We start from the raw sequence: 18447 nt of genomic DNA on the forward strand, positions 1-18447 counted from the left end.
ATCGCGACGCCCATGGCCGTCTATACCGAAGTCAGCGACGAGGAACTCGCGAGCTTTATCGCCAGCTATGGCCTTGGCGAGCTCCTGTCGTTCAAGGGCATCGCCGAGGGCGTCGAAAACACCAACTACATCGTGCACACGACGAAAGGGCCGTTCATCCTGACGCTGTATGAAAAGCGCGTCGAGGCGGCCGACTTGCCGTTCTATCTCGGGCTGATGGAGCACCTCGCCGAGCATGGCGTCACCTGCCCGACGCCGGTACACAATGCCGAGGGTAACAATCTCAGCCGGCTGGCCGGCCGGCCGGCGGCGCTCGTCACCTTCCTCGAGGGCTTCTGGGTGCGCCGCCCGACGGCAGCGCACTGTGCGGCCGTGGGCCGGGCCCTGGCCAGGCTGCATCTGGGCGGCAAGGGGTTTGCGTTGCGTCGCGCCAATGCCCTCGGGGTGGCCAGCTGGCGTCCGCTCTATGAGCGCTTCGCCCCGCGCGCAAGCGAGATTTCCCCCGATTTGGCGCCACTGGTGGAAGCCGAACTGAAGTACCTCGAAGCAGCCTGGCCCCAGGGGTTGCCCGAGGGCGTAATCCACGCCGACCTGTTTCCCGATAACGTCTTCTTCCTCGGCGACCGCTTGAGCGGCCTCATCGACTTCTACTTCGCCTGCAACGATGCGCTCGCCTATGACGTCGCCGTCAGCCTCAACGCCTGGTGCTTCGAGAAGGACATGTCCTTCAACGTTACCAAGGGGCAGGCGTTTCTGCGCGGCTACGAGGAGGTAAGGCCGATGACCCCGCTCGAGCGGGCGGCGATGCCCACGCTGGCGCGCGGCGCGGCGATGCGCTTTCTGCTGACGCGCGCCTACGATTGGCTGAACACGCCGAGCGACGCCCTCGTCAGCCCGAAGAATCCCATGGAGTACGTGCGCCGCCTGCGCTTCCACCAGGGCGTGCGCTCGATCGCCGAATACGGTCTCAGCGAGACCGTAAAATGAGCGAGCGCCCCCCGGTCGTCATCTACACCGACGGTGCCTGCTCGGGAAATCCAGGGCCCGGCGGCTGGGGCGCCATCCTCACCTACGGCGACCAGTGCAAGGAAATTTCCGGCGGCGAGGCGCTGACCACCAACAACCGCATGGAGCTCATGGCGGCGATCTCCGCTCTCGAGGCGCTCAAGCGCCCGAGCCGCGTCGAGCTGCACACCGACAGCGTCTACGTAAAGAACGGTATCACCAGCTGGATCCACGGCTGGAAGAAGAATGGCTGGCGCACGGCCGACAAGAAGCCGGTCAAGAACACCGAGCTCTGGCAGCGGCTCGATGAAGCGCGGCGCGTGCACGACATCGACTGGCGATGGGTGAAGGGACACGCCGGGCAGGCTGAGAACGAGCGCGCCGATGAGCTGGCGCGCCTCGCCATGGCCGAGTTCAAGCCGCGCAAGGGCGCCGGGAAATCGGACGAAACCTGACCTAGACCCGGGCCGCTCAGAGCGAGCGGTCAATCATCGAGCACAGCGTCGCGGCGCTCGACTTGTCATGCTGCGGCGGCGCGTCCTCGACGTTCAAGACCTTGACGACGCCGTCATCGACCAGCATTGCGTAGCGCTTGGAGCGCGGACCGAGGCCGAAGCCGGACAGGTCGATATCGAGTCCAATCTTCTTGGCGAACTCGCCGTTGCCGTCGGCCAGCATCAAGATCTTGCCGGCGCCGCCCGTGTCTTTGGCGAATTGCGTCATGACGAAGATGTCGTTGACGGCTGTGCAGGCGATGGTGTCGATGCCTTTGCCCTTCAGCTCATCGACGCGCGATACGAAGCCCGGCATGTGCTGTTGCTGGCAGGTCGGCGTATACGCCCCAGGCACGGCGAATAGCGCCACCTTCTTGCCAGCGAAGATCTCACTGGTCGACTTCTTGGCCGGCCCGTCGCCAGTCATGACCATGAAGCTTGTATCCGGCAGCTTGTCGCCGACTTTGATCGTCATTGGCTGACCTCATTGTGCTTGGATGGCGTCGACTGATAACGAAGCGCGTGGCCCGGCGTTCGCTCACTGCAGTGGAAAGGTTGCCTCGGATTGCCCCTTGTCGGAAACGATAGTTGCCGTGAGCTGCTTGCCCTTCAGCGCGGCGATGTCGACATCGTTGGAAAGGTCGACCTCGAAAGTTACCGCACCCTTGCCATCGTCGGCGATCTTCTTCGGCAGCGGCACGTAGAGCCCCTCCGGCGCCTCGATGAATGCGTCGATGTGATCGGCTCCGCCGGAGAATTCCGTCTCTAGAACGATGCGCGGCCTTGGCCCCGACAGCTCCGGCACGACACGCTTCAGGAGCGGATCGCCCTCGCGCCGCGCCTCGGGCGGAGCTGGCACGCGCGCCATCGCATCCATCAGCTCCTCCGAAATGGCCGTATCCGGCGGCACCGTTAGCGACAGCAAGGCTTGCGCGGGGATGCAGATGTCCCTGCAAACGCCATAGCCGAAGGCGAGGCGTACATCGATCGGCTTCGAGGCATCCTTCGCCTTGAGCCGCACAGGAAAGACAACGCTACCCTTGTAACCGATGGTATCGCCGGCGGCGTCGGTGAAGCGCTTCGGTGCGGGATACAGAACCTGCGCGTTCTCGAGGTTCGTCGATTTCGACCAATCGAAGGACGGCGCCACGCCGCCGGCTTCGCCGGGAAAGCGCCAGTAGGTCTTCCAACCTTCGGCCAATTCCAGCTCGACTCCGGCGATGCCGCCACCGCTGATCAATCGCGCGCGCGAGCCGTGCCCATCAACCCATTCGGACGCCACCCCCGCAACGGCCGCTGCCGCGCCCACCCATATCGCCAGCCCGACGATGGTACCGGCAAGCAAAGTCAGATATCTGCGCATCGGCTTATTCCCAAGACACCCTTCTGGCAGCGGGGCCACCCAGCGTTGTAGCGCCCCGCCGCGCGGCTGCAAATGATGGCCGCCTGAACAAATGATTGCGACCGCCCGATTTACAAGCGCCGGCGCGCGCCACGGCTCCAATTGACGGCTTCACACCTTGGCCGCAGACAAGTTAGTGTAGTGCATGAAGATCGCTCGCCCTGGCCCGCGTCGCGCCTCCGCCGAAGGCTACCTCGACGGACAACTTCTCATTGCCATGCCGGTGATGTCCGATCCACGCTTTGCGCGCTCGGTGATCTACATGTGCGCGCACTCGGAGGATGGGGCCATGGGCCTGATCATCAATCAGCGTGCCTCGCACATCTCCTTTCCCGATCTCCTCGAGCGCCTCGGCATCGTTTCCTCGAATGGCGATGACGGCATCACCGACGAGGTCGGCAGAATGTCAATTCACGTCGGCGGACCGGTGGAAACGGGCCGCGGCTTCGTGCTGCACAGCTCTGACTACTTCGCCGACGACTCGACGCTGCCCATCGAAAACGGCGTCTGCCTGACGGCGACGATCGATATCCTCCGCGCTATCGCCACTGGCACCGGGCCAAATCACGCCATCCTCGCGCTCGGCTATGCAGGCTGGTCGCCGGGGCAGCTCGAAAGCGAGATACAGGCCAACGGCTGGCTCAATTGCCCCGCCGACCCCGACTTGATCTTCGACCCCAACATCGAGGCCAAGTACGCGCGCGCCCTGGCCAAGCTCGGCATCGATCCTTCGCATCTGGTCAGCGACGCCGGACACGCCTGACGGCGGACTAGAGCAAGGCGGCTAGGTTTCGCTACGCGGCGGCGTACCGGGCACGAACTCCGCGGCATGCTCCTCTGGCTCGCGCTCATTCCCCTCAGGGCGCGGCGGCCACGGCACACCGGCCAGCTTGGCGAGGCTCTCGGCCATCGCTGGCGGCAGACCAGAGAAGTCCGGCACCGACCTGCGCGCAGCCGGCCTTGCGCCATTGGTTCCGTTTGCGTTTGGCGGACGCCGTGCAGGGGCATGCGGAGCCTGGAGTGCTGCGTGGGCCGGCGGCGACGGGGCGAACGACAGCGCCGACGGAGGCGGCTCGGGTTCTGGCGGCGCCGCTGCCTGTGCCATGGCAGCGACCAGCGGATTGGGCTCCTCGGACTGCGCGTGCACCGGGGGCAGCGACATCGGCGATGGCGGTGGAGGCGACAGCGACAATGACTCGGCGAGCGCCTCGAATGGCAGGTGCGCCCCATTCTCTACGGGCGCGGGCGGCACCGAGGACGCCGCTACGTCGTGGGTCGGCGGCGCATCGCCATATTGCTCGGGCGGAGGCGGCAGACCGAATTGTTCCAGCAGCAGCTGCGGAGGCGGTGGAGGTGCTCCGCTGAACTCCGGCGGCGGGGGCGGACCGCCATCAAAGCCGTTGGCCTGCGCCGCGCCGGACGGCGGCGGGAGCATGTCGTGCAGCGGCGGTGGCAGCGCCGGGTGCGGCTCACCGTGCGGTGGCGGGAGCAAGTCCTGCGGCCCGAACTCTTGCAGCATCTGCGGCGGTGGGGACCCAAAGTCAGCCGCCAGCACGGCGCCGTCATGCGGAGGCGGCGGGGGTGGCGTCATGCGCCCCAGTACCGCGCGCTGACGGGGGCGCAGCGTGCTGTTTGGCAGCGCGGCAGGCGGCGACGGCGGGCGCCCATTGGCCTGCGGGTGGGTCCCGCCCGGCGCACCACCATTCGCTCGCGCCGGCGCGCCGTTGGCGGCCACCTTTCTTTCGCGCCCCTTACCCTTGGCCTTCGCCCTGAAGAGCCCGCGCGGGCGCAGCTTATGCTCGGCCGTGCGCACCATCTTCAAGAGCTGCAGCACGTCGCGATCCGACATCGGCTCGCCGTAGTAGAAGCCCTGCGCGTACTGGCAGCTGATCGAGCGCAGGAAGGCGACGTCCTCGGGCGTCTCGACTCCTTCGGCGACGACGCTCTTGCCGAGCTCGTGGCCGAGCGCCACGATCGAGCGCACGATGGCCGAGCCGGCGCCGCCGCTCTCGCCGCTCGCCTGCACCAGCGCGCGATCGATCTTGATGGTGTCGAACGGGAAGCGCTGCAGATAGGCGAGAGAGGAGTAGCCGGTGCCGAAGTCATCGAGCGCCAGCTCGGCGCCGGCGCCGCGCAGCCATTCGAGAATCTCCGTCGCCTGCTCCGGATTCTCCATCACCAGGCTTTCCGTGATCTCGAGCCGTAGCGACCCCTTCGGCACGATATTGCGGCCTAGGATATGACGGATCTCCTGGATCAGATTCTGGCGGAAGATCTGCCGGCTGGAGATATTGACGGAAACGAACAGTGGCCGCTCCTCGCGCGGCAGCTCCCGCTGCCAGCGCGCCGCCTCGTGCGCGGCGCGTAAGAGCACGTGCGAGCCGAGACGCACGATGAGGTCCGACTGCTCGGCAATGGGGATGAAGTCGACGGGGCTCATCAGGCCGCGCTTGGGGTGCTCCCAGCGCACCAGCGCCTCGAAGCCCGCCAGCTCCTCGGTCGGCAGGTAGATGATCGGCTGGTAGAGCACCTTGATCTGGTTCTTGGCCAGCGCCTTGCGCAGATCGCTCTCGAGCGTTACGCGGTCGTCGCGGTCGGAGCGCATCTCGGGGCGGAAGATCTCGATCCGATCGGCGCCCCCGCGCTTGGCGCGATACATGGCGATCTCGGCCTCCTTGTAGAGGTCGAGGTGGCTCGGGGTCTGCCCGTCGTAAACGGCGATGCCGATCGAGCCAGTGAGCACGATCTCCTGCCCGGCGATCTTGATCGGCGCCCGCAGCGAGCGCCGCACGCGCTCGGCGAGGCCAGCCAAATCCTGCGGGCTTTGCTCGGAGACCAAGAGGATGGCGAACTGATCGCCACCCACGCGGGCGACCGTGTCATGCGCGCCGAGATGGCTCTGCAGTCGGCGCGCGACGGTCAGCAGCAGGCTGTCGCCGACCACGAGACCGAACGACACGTTCACGCTCTTGAACTTGTCGATGTCGATGAAGATGACGCTGGGCCGCACGCCGTTCTCGCTTTTGGCGCGGCTCGCCGCGACACCAAGCCGGTCGAGCAACAGCTCGCGGTTGGGAAGGCCGGTGAGGCTGTCGTGCACGGCATCGTGCAGCAACCGCTCGTGCGCCCGCTTGGCATCCGTCACGTCGCGCACCAAGCCGACGCAGCGCATGGCGCGCGCGTCGGCGTTCGGCACGCTCGCCGCTTCGAGCTCGAACCAGCGGTAGCTGTTGTCGGCGTGGCGCATGCGGAAGTCGGTGCGGATGCGTGCCCAGGTGCGCTCCTGGATCGACCACAGGATCATGCGGAAGCGTTCGCGGTCGGTGGGATGCAGGTGCTTGATGAAATCGTCGACCTTGGTGCACAACTCGCCGGCGTTGAGGCCGAGCGAAGCTTCGATCGCCGGGCTGACCTTCACCTCGTCGCGCCGCGCATTCCACTCCCACACCGCCGATCCGGCGCCATCGACGGCGAGGGCGCGCAGCTGCAATTCGCTCGGCGCCGCGCCGAACAGCGGCTCCAGCGAGCGGAAGGCGAACTGCGTGACCGTGAAGCCGATGAGGATGAGGATGAGCACCAGGCCGGCGACGAGGCCCTGCACGGCGGCATCGCCGGACAGGCGTCCCGTCAGCACCATGGCCGCGCCGAAGATCCAGATGAGGAACAGGATCCACGTCGGGATCAGCGACAGCGCACGATCCTGGCCGCGCAGCGCGAGGAACAGCGCAAAGGCGCCGCCGACGGCGCCAATGATGAGGAACGACATGCGCGCGAACGTCGAGGCGAGGCGCGGGTCGATCACCGCCACGGCAACCAGCGTCAGCTGCGCGATGATCCACACCGTGAACAGCATGCGTATGAGGCCGTGCCAGAACGCAATGCGCAGGAACACGGATATGAAGATGACGAGGCTGGCGGCGACCGCCGATTCGCTCGCCGCGCGATAGACGGCGTTGTCTTCGGCCTTGAGCTGGAACAGCTTGTGGAAGAAGCCGAAGTCGACGCACAGATACGCCAGCACGCACCACGCGACGAGCGCGGCACTCGGAAAGATCGCCTTGTGGTTGGCGGCGAAGATCGCGGTCAGGAAGATGGCAAGGAGACCGGTGAGACCCAGCATGATGCCGTTCATCAACTGCCGGTCGCGCGAATAGAGCTCGTACTCCAGCGGCTTCCAAAGGTAGAGGCGCGCGAAACGGTCGGAGGACAGCTCGGCCACGTAAGTGACCGTCTGCCCCGGCTCGATGGTGACGCGGAAGATGTCGGCGCGGTCGCTCTTGATGCGCTCGGGGATATAGCCCATCGAAGGCGTCACCGCCTCGATGCGCTGCGCGTCGAGATCCGGCCACACGGCACCCGAGCCGACGATGCTGTAGCGCGCTGCCGTCAGCCAGCGCTCGACCGGCTTGTCGGTCGGATTGGTCAACGCAAAGACGACCCAGTTAGGGCTAGTCCCGGGCGTTTTCGCCGTAACCGAGATGCGACCCGACATGCCGTCCGCCGCCGGTGCCGTCTCTACTTGCAGACTGTCTCCACGCGCGTCGTAGAACTCACCGAGCGCGGTGACTTCGACACGGTCCTGGTCGGGCTCAATGACGATCGGCTTCAGGGCCCAGGCGCGATCGGGAAAGGCCGCCAGCATCGCGAAAATGGCGAGGACGAGACAGAGCACGGCGCGGCCATTGGCGCCGTACCAACATGCTCGTCTCTGGCCCATTTCGCTCATGGCGAACGCACCTCCGCGCTCGCATCGCGACGCGCTTCGTCGCTCAGCAGTGCATGCAGAACGTGGTCCTCCCACACCCCGTTGATTTTCAGGAGCCGGCAGGCAAGACCCTCACGCCGGAAGCCGTTACGCTCCAGCACGCGAATGGAGGGAATGTTGTTCGGCATCGTCGCCGCCTCGAGCCGGTGCAGGTGCAGCGTGTCGAAGCCGAAGCCGACAGCGGCGCGGACGGCCTCCGTCATATAGCCGCGGCCGGCGAACGGCTTGCCGATCCAGTAGCCGAGCACCGCGGCCTGCGTGACGCCGCGGCGCACGTTGGACAGCGTCAGGCCGCCGAGGAGCTCATCGTCGGCGTCGGAGAAGATTAGGAACGCGTAGCCGAGGTCCTCGCGCGCTTCGCGCTGGTAATGGCGCACGCGCCGACGGTAGGCACTGCGCGACAGCTCATCGCGCTGCCATATCGGCTCCCACGGCGTCAGGTGATCGCGGCTCAGTGCGCGCAGCTCGGCCCACGGGGCGTAGTCGCTCATCATCGGCGCCCGCAGCCACACGCCGGAACCGCGCAAGGTGACGGCGCTGTCCGGTGCGGTTGAGGATCGCAGGAATGCCATCGGCCCTTTCCCCCCGAAGCGCTAGACACGAACCATGCCCGCGGCGCGCTCGGCGTACTTGCGCGAGCGCCGGCCGCTGCCGACGACCGATATCGAAGCTTCGCTCTGTGCCAACACGGCGGCAAAGTCGCGCACGTTCTCGGCGGTCACAGCATCGACCCTGTCCATCAGCTCCCCGTTCGCGAGCACCCGGTTATGCGTCAGTACATGACGCGCCATCTGCTCGGCGCGCGCCGAGGAGCTTTCGAGGTTCATCAACAGACCGGCCTTGAGTTGAGATTTGGATCGCGCCAACGCCGCTCCCTCCGGAGGCTGCTCGGCAGCACGCTTCAATTCTGCGCCGATCACGTCGATGAGCTGACCCATCAATCCCGTTCCTGTTGCCGCGTGAATTCCAAATAGTCCCGCGTCGCGCAAACCCCACGCGGTCGAGTAGATCGCGTAGCAGAGGCCGCGCTTCTCACGCACCTCCTGAAATAATCGGGACGACATGCCGCCGCCGAACAGCCCCGAGAACACCTGGGCCGCGAAGAACGCATCGTCCCGGTAGGAGGGACTGGGAAAGCCGATCAGAAGATGGCTTTGCTCGAAAGGCTTCTCCGAGACACGCAAGCCGCCGACGTACTTGGCCGGCCGTTCCCCCGTTGTTCGCCGCTGGTCAGTCAGCCCCCCGAATAGGGCTTCAGCGTGGCGAACGATATTTGCGTGGCGGACGGCGCCAGCGGCGGAAATCACCATGTTGCCAGGACCATAGCGTCGTCCGAGGAACCGCTTCAGATCGCCTGCCGTGAAGCTGCCAACGCTGATCGGCGTGCCGAGGATCGGCCGCCCCATAGGTTGTTGCGGAAAGGCGGCATCGTGCAGCAGGTCGTAGCCGATGTCGTCGGGACTATCGCGGGTAGCGGCGATCTCCTGCAGAATCACCTGCCGCTCGCCTTCCAGCTCCGGACGTCCGAAGGCCGAGTTCTGCAGGATGTCGGCGATGAGGCCGAGCGCCACCTTCTCGTCGCCTTTGAGCACGCGAGCAAAATAGGCGGTCGTCTCCATGCTGGTGGCGGCGTTGAGCTCGCCCCCCACGGCCTCGATCTCCTCGGCGATCTGCTGCGCGCTACGCCGCCGTGTGCCCTTGAAGGCCATGTGCTCGAGAAAGTGCGATATGCCGTGCTCCCGCTCCGTCTCGTGGCGCGCCCCGGTGCCGACCCAGAGGCCGAGCGAGACAGTCTCGAGGTGGGGCATGTTGTCGGTCACAACCCGCAAGCCGTTCGCAAGAGTGGTCAGCTCGACGGTCATCCGCGCTGCTCCAAAACCGCGTGTGTCAGCGCCTCGACATGCCCCTCGGCGACACCGATATCGTTGTCGATGGTGGTGTAGCGCTCCTTGGCCGTGAGCAGGTCCTTGAGACGCTCGGGCAGCAGGGGGCGCTCGCCGGTGATTGCGGCCATCGCGTCGGGGAACTTCGCCGGATGAGCGGTCGATAGCACCACTTGTGGAGCGCCGCGCGCATCCAGCGCGCGCTCCGCCGCCACGATGGCGCATGCCGTGTGCGGGTCGGCCAGATACCCGCATTGAGCCTTGGTGCGCACGATCGCCTCGGCGACATCGGCCTCGCTCGCTGCCGCCGCCGCGAACTCGCGGCGCATGGTGTCGCCCAGCGACCCGAGGTCGAAGCTCCCCGTTTCCCGCAGGGCGCGCATCTTGGCGCGGATGAGCGGCGCATCGCGGCCCGAGGCCTCGAACAGATAGCGCTCGAAATTGGAGGAGATCTGGATATCCATCGACGGCGAGGTGGTGGCGATCACCTCGCGCATCTCGTAGGTCCCCCCGTGCAGCGTGCGCGGCAGGATGTCGTTGACGTTCGAGGCAATGACCAGACGCTCGATCGGCAGGCCCATGCGCTTGGCCACGTAGCCGGCGAAGATGTCGCCGAAGTTGCCGGTCGGCACGACGAACGATACCGGCCGGTGCGGCGCACCGAGGGCGGCGGCGGCGACGAAGTAGTACGTCACCTGTCCGGCAATGCGTGCCCAGTTGATGGAGTTGACGCCAGCGAGCGAGACGCGATCGCGGAAGCCGAGATCGTTGAACATCGCCTTCACGAGCGCCTGGCAGTCATCGAAGGTGCCGCGCACGGAGATGGCGTGCACATTCGCCTCGATAGGCGTCGTCATCATGCGCCGCTGAACGTCGGAGACGCGCCCCTCCGGAAAGAGGATGGCCACGTCGACGCGCGGCGAGCCGCGAAACGCTTCGATCGCGGCACCGCCGGTATCTCCGGATGTAGCGCCGACGATCGTTGCCCGCTGCCCGCGCTCGGCCAATACCCGGTCCATCAGGCGCGCCAGGAGCTGCATCGCCACGTCCTTGAAAGCGAGCGTCGGACCGTGGAACAGCTCGAGGATCCAGCGGTTCGGCCCGACCTGGATGAGCGGCGTCACCGCCGGATGTCCGAACCCCGCATACGCCTCGCCTGTCATCCGGCGAAGGTCCTCGCGGGCGATGGCCCCGCCGGTGAAGGGGTAGATTACCTCCACGGCGACGTCGGCGAACGGCATGCCGGCGAACGAGGCGATCATCTCCGGCGCCAGCGCCGGCCACGCCTGCGGCACATAGAGACCGCCGTCGCGGGCAAGCCCGGCCAGCACGACGTCCTCAAAGCCCAATGGGGGCGCCTCACCTCTGGTCGAGATGTAGTTCAACGCGAGTTGTTCTCCTTACGAGCGGATGCCCAGCGCACCCTAGTGCCGGGCAAGTGGGCCCACAAGCAAGCGGCCGGCTCCGCCGCGACCTCCGCACAGCCTTGTTGAGATTAACCCCAACACATTGGCAGATCGGGGGCTATTTGGTGATGGGCTGCCGCCACCGGCCGACCGCGAAAACCACGAATACAGCCACAAGTGCAGCCGCCAGGCCGTACCACGTCAGCGCGTACTCGAGATGACGGTTGGGCAGCTCAAGCCGCGTTGTGCCGCCCTTGGGCCACCCCCCGGGGACGGCAGGATCTGCCTCTGCGTCGATAATGGAGCGATGCACGCGCGCTGCCTCTGGGCCCGCAGCAGCGGCGGCCATGGCGTCGATGTCGCGCCAGTACCAGATGTTACGGGCGGCATCGTTGGGCGGGTCGAACATTCCCTGGGTGTCCGGGTGTCGCAGCAGCCCCGTGACCTTCACGACTCCGGAAAGCCGACCCGCGCCGCGCCGCGCCGGATCCTTCAGGTCGTTCGGCACGAAGCCACGATTGACGAGTACCATGCTGCCGTCGCCGAGACGCAGCGGTGTGATGACGTGGAATCCAGGTCCGTGCACGTCGTCAAGAGCGTAGAGATGCATCTCGCGATCATTGACGAAGTGGCCCGCGACGGCGACGCGCGTATATTCGACATCCTCGCCGCGCGCGGCGCGCTCCTCCGCCGCCGCCAAGGGCACCGGCTCGGCATGGGCGCGGTCGGCGATGGCGGCGATCAGCCCGTCTTTCCACGCCAGCCGCTGCATCTGCCAGTTGCCCAGCGAGATCAGCAGGGCGAGCCCGGCGAGAGCCGCCAATCCCGGCCATAGCAAGCGCCTGTCCCGGAGCGTGCCCAGCATGTCAGGCGAATCCTCGCGCTGCCGGACCTGGCCTTCGCTCATTCACGCGTAACGCGTCCCTCTTCGGCCTTGTTGCGGTATTGCAGGGCAATGAGCAGCCCCTTGAGGAAGCGCAGCAGGATGAGAGCGATCAGCGGCGTCCCCAATCCCCACAGCACCAGGTGCACCCAGACCGGTGGCTCGTACGTGAACTCGACGTAGAGCGCGGCGCCGCAGATGAGGAACCCGAGGATGAAGATGGCAAACACCGCCGGCCCGTCGCCGGTGTCGATGAAGCGGTAGTCGAGACCGCAGCGCTCACACTCGCGGCGCATCTCCAGCACGTTCTTGAACAAGCGCCCCTTGCCGCAGGACGGACAGCGCGCCAGCACAGCGGCGTAGAGGGGCGAGACCGACCGTTGCTCCGACACACGCTGCTCCTGCAATTCTTCGGCAGGCGTCGCCATGACACCCGCGCTCGGTGGCCAGAATAGCACGGGGCGGCACAATGGCCGCCCCGGCGAAGCTGCTGCGACGAAGGGCCGACGCCGGCCCGCTCCGTCAATACCGTGCGCGGCCCTTAGTGGCCGGCGCCGCCGGGGTTGGCGCCCGCGCCCCACACATAGATGCAGGCGAACAGGAACAGCCAGACCACGTCGACGAAGTGCCAGTACCAGGCCGCCGCCTCGAAGCCAAAGTGCGCCTTCGGGGTGAAGGCGCCGTTGATGGCGCGGATGAGGCATACGAGCAGGAAGATCGTGCCGATCAGCACGTGCGCGCCGTGGAAACCCGTCGCCATGAAGAACGTCGAGCCGTAGATGTGGCCGGCATAGCTGAAGGCGGCGTGCATATACTCGTAGGCCTGGAAGCCGGTGAACGTGGCGCCCAGCAGCACGGTCAGAATGAGGCCCAGCACCAGACCGCGGCGATCGTTCTTCAGCAGCGCGTGGTGCGCCCACGTCACCGTCACGCCCGAAGTGAGCAGGATCAGCGTGTTGAGCAGCGGAATGCCCCACGGATCGAAGGTGTGCTGGAAGATGCCTGGTGTCGGCGCTCCGCTGGCCGGGATGGTCACGCCGGTGCCGTCGACCGGTGCCGGAGGCCAGTGGCCGCCGAGCAACTGATCGCGCGTCACCTGGCCGACTACGTCGGTGCTATTCAGCAGGTCGTGCACGCCGGCCGGGAAAAGGGCCGCGTCGAAGTACGCCCAGAACCAAGCCACGAAGAACATCACCTCGGAGGCGATGAACAGGATCATGCCGTAGCGGAAGTGCAGCTGCACGACCGGAGTGTGATCGCCGTGCTGGCCCTCACGAATGACGTCACGCCACCAGAAGAAGGCGCTGGCGACGACTCCGGCGGCGCCGACGGCGAACACCCATGGACCGTTGATACCGAATAGGCCCGGTCCCTCGCTCATGGAGCGCATCCAGATGACGAGCCCGACTGTGAGGAACAGCACAAAGAATGAAGCAACTACCGGCCAAGGGCTCGGATTCACAAGGTGGTAGTCGTGGTGTTTGACGTCCGTCGCGGCCATTGTCTCGTCTCTCCCGTAGTCCCCGTTGGTGCTCCCGATCCCTCGTCGTTAGGCTGCGCGCCCCGGTGGAGCGAGTGCCTTGTCGCTGCCCCTGAGGACCGGTCCCGAGGTGCAGCGCCTGTTGCTCAAACCTTCATCCGCCTCTGCCCGTGGTAGCGGCCGCGGCTTGCCCTTCCGCCTTTTTCGGCGCTGTCACCGGATAGAAGGAATACGACAGCGTCAGCTCGGATAGTCGCTGCGTTTCCTCGTCCGTGGCGAAGGCCGGATCGACGAAGAAGGACACCGCCATCTCGATCGATTGGCCCGGCTCCAGGCGCTGCTCGGTAAAGCAGAAGCACTGCACCTTGGTGAAGTACATGCCCACGGCATCGGGCGTGACGTTGAATACGGACGTGCCGACCGTCGGCTTATCGGACGTGTTGGTGGCCTTGTAGAAGGCGAGCGTGTTCTCGCCGACCTTCACATTGAGCGCCGACTGCATGGGCTCGAACTTCCACGGCAACTCGGCGGCGACGTTGGCATCGAAGTGCACCTTCACGGTGCGGTCGAGAACGACGGCGGAGGCCTTGTCGGCGCGCTGCGTAGTGCCCTGGTAGCCGGTCACCTGACAGTAGAGGCGGTAGAGCGGCACGGCCGCGAAGGATAGGCCGGCCATCGACAGCACGAGCAGGCTGCAAACCGCTGCCACGGCGCCATGGCGCCTGGCCGCCGGCTGCTTCCCGTCATTCTGGCCGTTGCCTGCGGTCATCGAAGCTCCAGCGCCCTCAGATCGCCCGGTTCAACACGTTGCCGCCAAGGCGGACGATGGTCGCTACGTAAAACAGCACGACGAAGGCGGCGAGCGCCAACGCGATGGCAAGCGAGCGCATGCGCTGCCGCCTCTGGCGTTCTTTCTCGTCGTCACTCATCCCGTTCATGACCAACGCCACCGCTCGATCCTCACGCCAGGAACCGCGCCACGGCGTGCTCGCCGAGCATCACCGCGAACAGCAGGAAAAGATAGAGGATCGAGAAGCCGAACAGCTGCTTGGCGACGGCATCGGCCTCGCGGCCCTCGGTAATCTTGCGCACACGCCAAGCCAAATAGAGGAACACAGCGCCGAGCACTGCGGAGCTGACGGTGTAGACGATGCCAGCGAGACCAATCGCCGAGGGCAGCATGGCGAGCGGCACCAGAACCAGCGAGTAGAGCCAGATCTGGCGGCGCGTCTCGGCGGCGCCGGAAACGACGGGCAGCATGGGAACACCGACGCGCTCGTAGTCGCGGCAGCGATAGAGCGCGAGGGCCCAGAAGTGCGGCGGCGTCCACATGAAGATGATGAGGAACAGCAGCACGCTTTCGATGCTGACGTTGCCGGTCACCGCGGCCCAGCCGATCATTGGCGGGAAGGATCCGGCGGCACCTCCGATGACGATGTTCTGCGGCGTCAGGCGCTTCAGCCACATCGTGTAGATGAACAGATAGAAGCCGATGGTGATGGCGAGCAGGATGCCGGCCGTCCAGTTGACGAGGACGCCGAGCGTCAGAACCGAGAATACCGACAGCACGGAGCCAAAGCTCAACGCTTCATCCGGGGTCAGCCGGCCGCGCGGAATGGGACGCGCCGCCGTGCGCGCCATGCGCGCGTCGATGTCGGCGTCGTACCACATGTTGAGCGCGCCAGCGGCGCCGGCGCCGATAGCGATGGCGAGCAGCGCGATGATGCCGAGCACGGGATGAATGGATCCGGGAGCCGCCACCATGCCGGTGAGCGCCGTGAACACCACAAGCGACATGACGCGCGGCTTCAGAAGCTCGATGAAGTCGCCTACGCTCGACCCGCTGACGGGACCGAGGTGGCCGATATCGCTGTTTAACGGCGTCCCTTGCATCTCACTCGACCCTTCGCCGCGCATCGGCCTCTCGGCTGAGAGGTCCTGCTTGGCGTTGCCGGTCCGGCGCTCCACCTACGCGGGTAGCGGCCGGCCCAGAATTTCACCTCCCTCAGTGCAACGGGCGGAACGCTCTTGCCCCGCCCGTTGTCATTCGTGTCTTAGCCCAGCCTCAGTGATGCTCGGTGGCCTGAATGCGCGGCAGCGTCTCGTAGGAGTGGAATGCCGGCGGAGAAGGCAGCGTCCACTCGAGCGTCGTTGCGCCGGCGCCCCAAGGATTCTCAGCCGCTACGCGGCGGCCCATGAAGGCGAGCAGCACGCCGATGAGGAACACCAGGGTGCCGAGCGCCGTCAAATAGGCTCCGGCCGACGAGACGCCATTCCAAAAGGCGAACGCGTCAGGATAGTCGACGTAGCGGCGCGGCATGCCCGACAGGCCGAGGAAGTGCTGCGGGAAGAATAGCACGTTGGCGCCGATGAAGGTCAGCCAGAAGTGCAGCTTGCCGAGTGCCTCGTTGTACATGTAGCCCGACATCTTCGGGAACCAGTAGTACCAGCCCGCAAAGATGGCGAACACGGCGCCGAGCGACAGCACGTAGTGGAAGTGCGCGACGACATAGTAGGTGTCGTGCAGTGCGCGGTCGACGCCAGCGTTGGAGAGCATGACCCCCGTCACACCGCCCACGGTGAACAGGAAGATGAAGCCGAGCGCCCAAAGCATCGGCACCCGGAAGCTGATCGACCCGCCCCACATGGTGGCGATCCACGAGAAAATCTTCACGCCCGTCGGCACCGCGATGACCATGGTCGCGAACACGAAGTAGGCCTGGGTGTTCACGCTGATGCCGGCGGCGTACATGTGGTGGGCCCACACGATGAAGCCGACGAGGCCGATGGCGACCATGGCGTAGGCCATGCCGAGATAGCCGAACACCGGCTTACGCGAGAAGGTCGACACGATGTGGCTGATCATGCCGAAGCCCGGCAGGATCAGAATGTAGACCTCGGGATGCCCGAAGAACCAGAACAGGTGCTGATAGAGCAGCGGGTCGCCGCCACCCTGCGGATTGAAGAACGAGGTGCCGAAGTTGCGGTCCGTCAGCAGCATCGTGATGGCGCCGGCGAGAACGGGCAGCGACAGCAGCAGGAGGAACGCCGTCACCAGCACCGACCACACGAACAGCGGCATCTTATGCAGCGTCATGCCGGGAGCGCGCATATTGAAGATGGTGGTGATGAAGTTGATCGCGCCGAGGATCGAGGAGGCGCCAGCAAGGTGCAGCGACAGGATGGCAAAATCCATCGCCGGACCCGGATGTCCGGAGGTCGAGAGTGGCGCATAGACGGTCCAGCCCGCGCCGACGCCGAGGCCGCCCGGAGGCCCTTCGACAAATAGTGAGATGAGCAGCAGCGTCAGCGCCGCCGGCAGCAGCCAGAACGAGATATTGTTCATGCGCGGGAACGCCATGTCCGGCGCGCCAATCTGCAGCGGCACGAACCAGTTGCCGAAGCCGCCGATCATGGCCGGCATCACCATGAAGAACACCATGATGAGACCGTGTCCGGTGACGAACACGTTGTACATGTGGCCGTCGGCGAAATACTGCAGCCCCGGCTCCTGCAGCTCGAGGCGCATCGCTACCGACAAGGCGCCGCCGATCAGGCCGCTGATGATGGCGAATGCCAAGTACATCGTTCCGATGTCCTTGTGATTCGTCGAGAACAGCCAGCGCCCCAGCCCAGTGGGCGTGTGGTCGTGGCTGGCATGTGCGGTATGTGCCGTGCTTCCCATTGTGCGTTCGCCCTGTCCGTCAGTGTGTTGTTGCCGGGCTCACCCGGATCTCATTCGTGATTGCGTGCGATGTGATCACTTGGCCTGCGAGGCGCCTTCGGTCTTGGCGAACTGGCGCACACCGGCCTGCTCAAGAGCCGCCTGCCGGACGATGCCCTTGGCCTTCTCGAGCAGCTCCTTCTTCTGCTGCAGGAGCTGCTTGCGCTTTTCTTTGTCCTTCTCGCCGCTGGCGGACTTGCCGACCTCGTTGGCCTGCTTCATGGCATCCGTCCAGGCCGCAAACACCTCTTCCTTCACGACGCGAACGGCGATCGGCATGAAAGCGTGATCCTTGCCGCACAGCTCCGAGCACTGGCCGTAGAAGATGCCTTCGACGGTCGGCTTGAACCAGGTGGAGGTGATGCGGCCGGGGACTGCGTCAACCTTCGAGCCGAAGGAAGGAATAGTCCAGTCGTGAATGACGCCGTCAGGCGCCGCCGTGACCAGGGTGTTGACCGTCTTGTTCAGCGGCACGATGACCTCGTTGTCGACGGCCAGATTGCGCGGGGCCGGCAGGTTCTGCCCGATCAGCTCCTCGCGCGAGGCGTCGTCGAGCATGCGGCTCTCGAACGAGATGCCGAGCTCCGGATAGGCGTGCTCCCAGTACCACTGATAGCCCGTCGCCTTCAGCGTCAAATCTGCCTTGGGGTAGCTATACTGTAGATGCAGGAGGCGGAAGGAGGGGATGGCGATGGCGACAAGGATGAGGATCGGAACTACCGTCCATGCGACCTCGAGCGCCGTATTGTGGGTGACCGCCGACGGCGTGGGGTTCGACCGCTCATTGAAGCGGTACATCACGTAGATGAGGAGCAGCAAAACGAAGACTGCGATCGCTACGATGATGATGTTGACGAAGTCGTAGAATTTATGGATTTCCTCGGCGACCGGCGAAGCGGCGGCCTGAAGTCCCATCTCGCCCGGCGAGGGCTGGCCCATGCCGGCCCACGCAACCGAAGCCCCCAGCAACAGCATTGCAAGTGCTGCGGCAGGTGCCGAGCAAAGCAGTCGTCTCAACATTCATCCGCTCCCAAGTGCTGCTCGGCTCGTTGGCCGAGACCCTCCCCACGACGGGCGCTGTTCTTAGTCCAGTTCGCCCGCAACAACCGCGCCGGTGCCGAAGCCGCCAAACGCAGGACGCATGTCCCCTGCTCAACTAAGAGCACAATCGACTTCCATGGCTCAAGTCAAGCTTAATGCGGCATTTCCACGCGTTGTGGCGCAACAAAAATTCGGTCTCGCATCGGCGGAGTCTGACCTGTGTCAGGTCCAAACTTTGGCCCGATTCCGGGGACACCACGACAGCGCGTCGGACCCGACGCCGGCGCAGACCTCAGGAGCAGCGCGTGCATAATATCTACTCGGCTGTCGGCGCAGTTTGCCGCAGCGCACTGGGCTCGCTCGC

General features: G+C 65.5%; 17 protein-coding genes. 3 read left to right on the forward strand and 14 right to left on the reverse strand.

Annotated features, from left to right (window positions below; all coding sequences use genetic code 11):
• The first annotated feature begins 12 nt into the window (after positions 1-12).
• Positions 13-987: a homoserine kinase gene (thrB, locus tag F9K20_RS15565; RefSeq protein WP_291003727.1), complete on the forward strand. Its 975-nt coding sequence runs from the start codon at positions 13-15 to the stop codon at positions 985-987.
• Positions 984-1460, forward strand: coding sequence for a ribonuclease HI (gene rnhA / locus F9K20_RS15570; RefSeq protein WP_291003729.1), 477 nt, complete (start codon positions 984-986; stop codon positions 1458-1460). The genes thrB and rnhA overlap by 4 nt, the downstream gene beginning before the upstream one ends.
• A gap of 16 nt (positions 1461-1476) precedes the next feature.
• On the opposite strand, the gene F9K20_RS15575 is transcribed toward rnhA, so the two are convergent.
• Together F9K20_RS15575 and F9K20_RS15580 are read right to left on the reverse strand one after the other, a co-directional pair.
• Positions 1477-1974: a peroxiredoxin gene (locus tag F9K20_RS15575; protein ID WP_291003731.1), complete on the reverse strand. Its 498-nt coding sequence runs from the start codon at positions 1972-1974 to the stop codon at positions 1477-1479.
• A gap of 63 nt (positions 1975-2037) precedes the next feature.
• Positions 2038-2862: a protein-disulfide reductase DsbD domain-containing protein gene (locus tag F9K20_RS15580; protein WP_291003733.1), complete on the reverse strand. Its 825-nt coding sequence runs from the start codon at positions 2860-2862 to the stop codon at positions 2038-2040.
• A 184-nt stretch (positions 2863-3046) separates the two neighbouring features.
• Here F9K20_RS15580 and F9K20_RS15585 point away from each other — a divergent pair, with 184 nt between their 5' ends.
• Positions 3047-3664: a YqgE/AlgH family protein gene (locus tag F9K20_RS15585; RefSeq protein ID WP_291003736.1), complete on the forward strand. Its 618-nt coding sequence runs from the start codon at positions 3047-3049 to the stop codon at positions 3662-3664.
• A gap of 21 nt (positions 3665-3685) precedes the next feature.
• On the opposite strand, the gene F9K20_RS15590 is transcribed toward F9K20_RS15585, so the two are convergent.
• From F9K20_RS15590 to coxB, 12 genes are all read right to left on the reverse strand, one after another.
• Positions 3686-7627, reverse strand: a complete 3942-nt coding sequence (locus F9K20_RS15590) for an EAL domain-containing protein (RefSeq protein WP_291003739.1) — start codon at positions 7625-7627, stop codon at positions 3686-3688.
• Positions 7624-8238, reverse strand: coding sequence for a GNAT family protein (locus F9K20_RS15595; RefSeq protein ID WP_291003742.1), 615 nt, complete (start codon positions 8236-8238; stop codon positions 7624-7626). The genes F9K20_RS15590 and F9K20_RS15595 overlap by 4 nt, the downstream gene beginning before the upstream one ends.
• 21 nt (positions 8239-8259) lie before the next feature.
• Positions 8260-9528 (reverse strand): pitrilysin family protein, encoded by a 1269-nt coding sequence (locus tag F9K20_RS15600; protein WP_291003745.1) that lies wholly within the window; start codon positions 9526-9528, stop codon positions 8260-8262.
• A complete protein-coding gene (gene thrC, locus F9K20_RS15605) occupies positions 9525-10934 on the reverse strand; it encodes a threonine synthase (protein ID WP_291003748.1) in 1410 nt (469 codons plus the stop codon). Before thrC ends, F9K20_RS15600 begins: the two co-directional genes overlap by 4 nt.
• Before the next feature lie 139 nt (positions 10935-11073).
• Complete coding sequence (locus F9K20_RS15610; RefSeq protein ID WP_291003751.1) at positions 11074-11820, reverse strand: SURF1 family protein; 747 nt, start codon at positions 11818-11820, stop codon at positions 11074-11076.
• Between the two features lie 38 nt (positions 11821-11858).
• Positions 11859-12266, reverse strand: a complete 408-nt coding sequence (locus tag F9K20_RS15615; RefSeq protein WP_291003754.1) for a DUF983 domain-containing protein — start codon at positions 12264-12266, stop codon at positions 11859-11861.
• 113 nt (positions 12267-12379) lie between these two features.
• Positions 12380-13339: a cytochrome c oxidase subunit 3 gene (locus F9K20_RS15620; RefSeq protein ID WP_291003757.1), complete on the reverse strand. Its 960-nt coding sequence runs from the start codon at positions 13337-13339 to the stop codon at positions 12380-12382.
• 133 nt (positions 13340-13472) lie between these two features.
• Positions 13473-14087: a cytochrome c oxidase assembly protein gene (locus F9K20_RS15625; protein ID WP_291003760.1), complete on the reverse strand. Its 615-nt coding sequence runs from the start codon at positions 14085-14087 to the stop codon at positions 13473-13475.
• 16 nt (positions 14088-14103) lie between these two features.
• Positions 14104-14256 carry a hypothetical protein gene (locus F9K20_RS15630; RefSeq protein WP_291003889.1) on the reverse strand — a complete coding sequence of 51 codons (153 nt, stop codon included), beginning with the start codon at positions 14254-14256 and terminating at the stop codon, positions 14104-14106.
• 22 nt (positions 14257-14278) lie between these two features.
• Entirely contained in the window at positions 14279-15211 is a 933-nt protein-coding gene (locus F9K20_RS15635) for a heme o synthase (RefSeq protein WP_291003763.1), read from the reverse strand.
• 172 nt (positions 15212-15383) lie between these two features.
• Positions 15384-17003: a cytochrome c oxidase subunit I gene (gene ctaD, locus F9K20_RS15640; RefSeq protein ID WP_291003766.1), complete on the reverse strand. Its 1620-nt coding sequence runs from the start codon at positions 17001-17003 to the stop codon at positions 15384-15386.
• Positions 17004-17078: 75 nt separating this feature from the next.
• Positions 17079-18062 carry a cytochrome c oxidase subunit II gene (gene coxB / locus F9K20_RS15645; protein WP_291003769.1) on the reverse strand — a complete coding sequence of 328 codons (984 nt, stop codon included), beginning with the start codon at positions 18060-18062 and terminating at the stop codon, positions 17079-17081.
• Positions 18063-18447 lie beyond the last annotated feature (385 nt).

Origin of the sequence: Hyphomicrobium sp. (assembly GCF_009026145.1) — a bacterium.
In the GTDB taxonomy this organism is placed as follows: domain Bacteria; phylum Pseudomonadota; class Alphaproteobacteria; order Rhizobiales; family Hyphomicrobiaceae; genus Hyphomicrobium_A.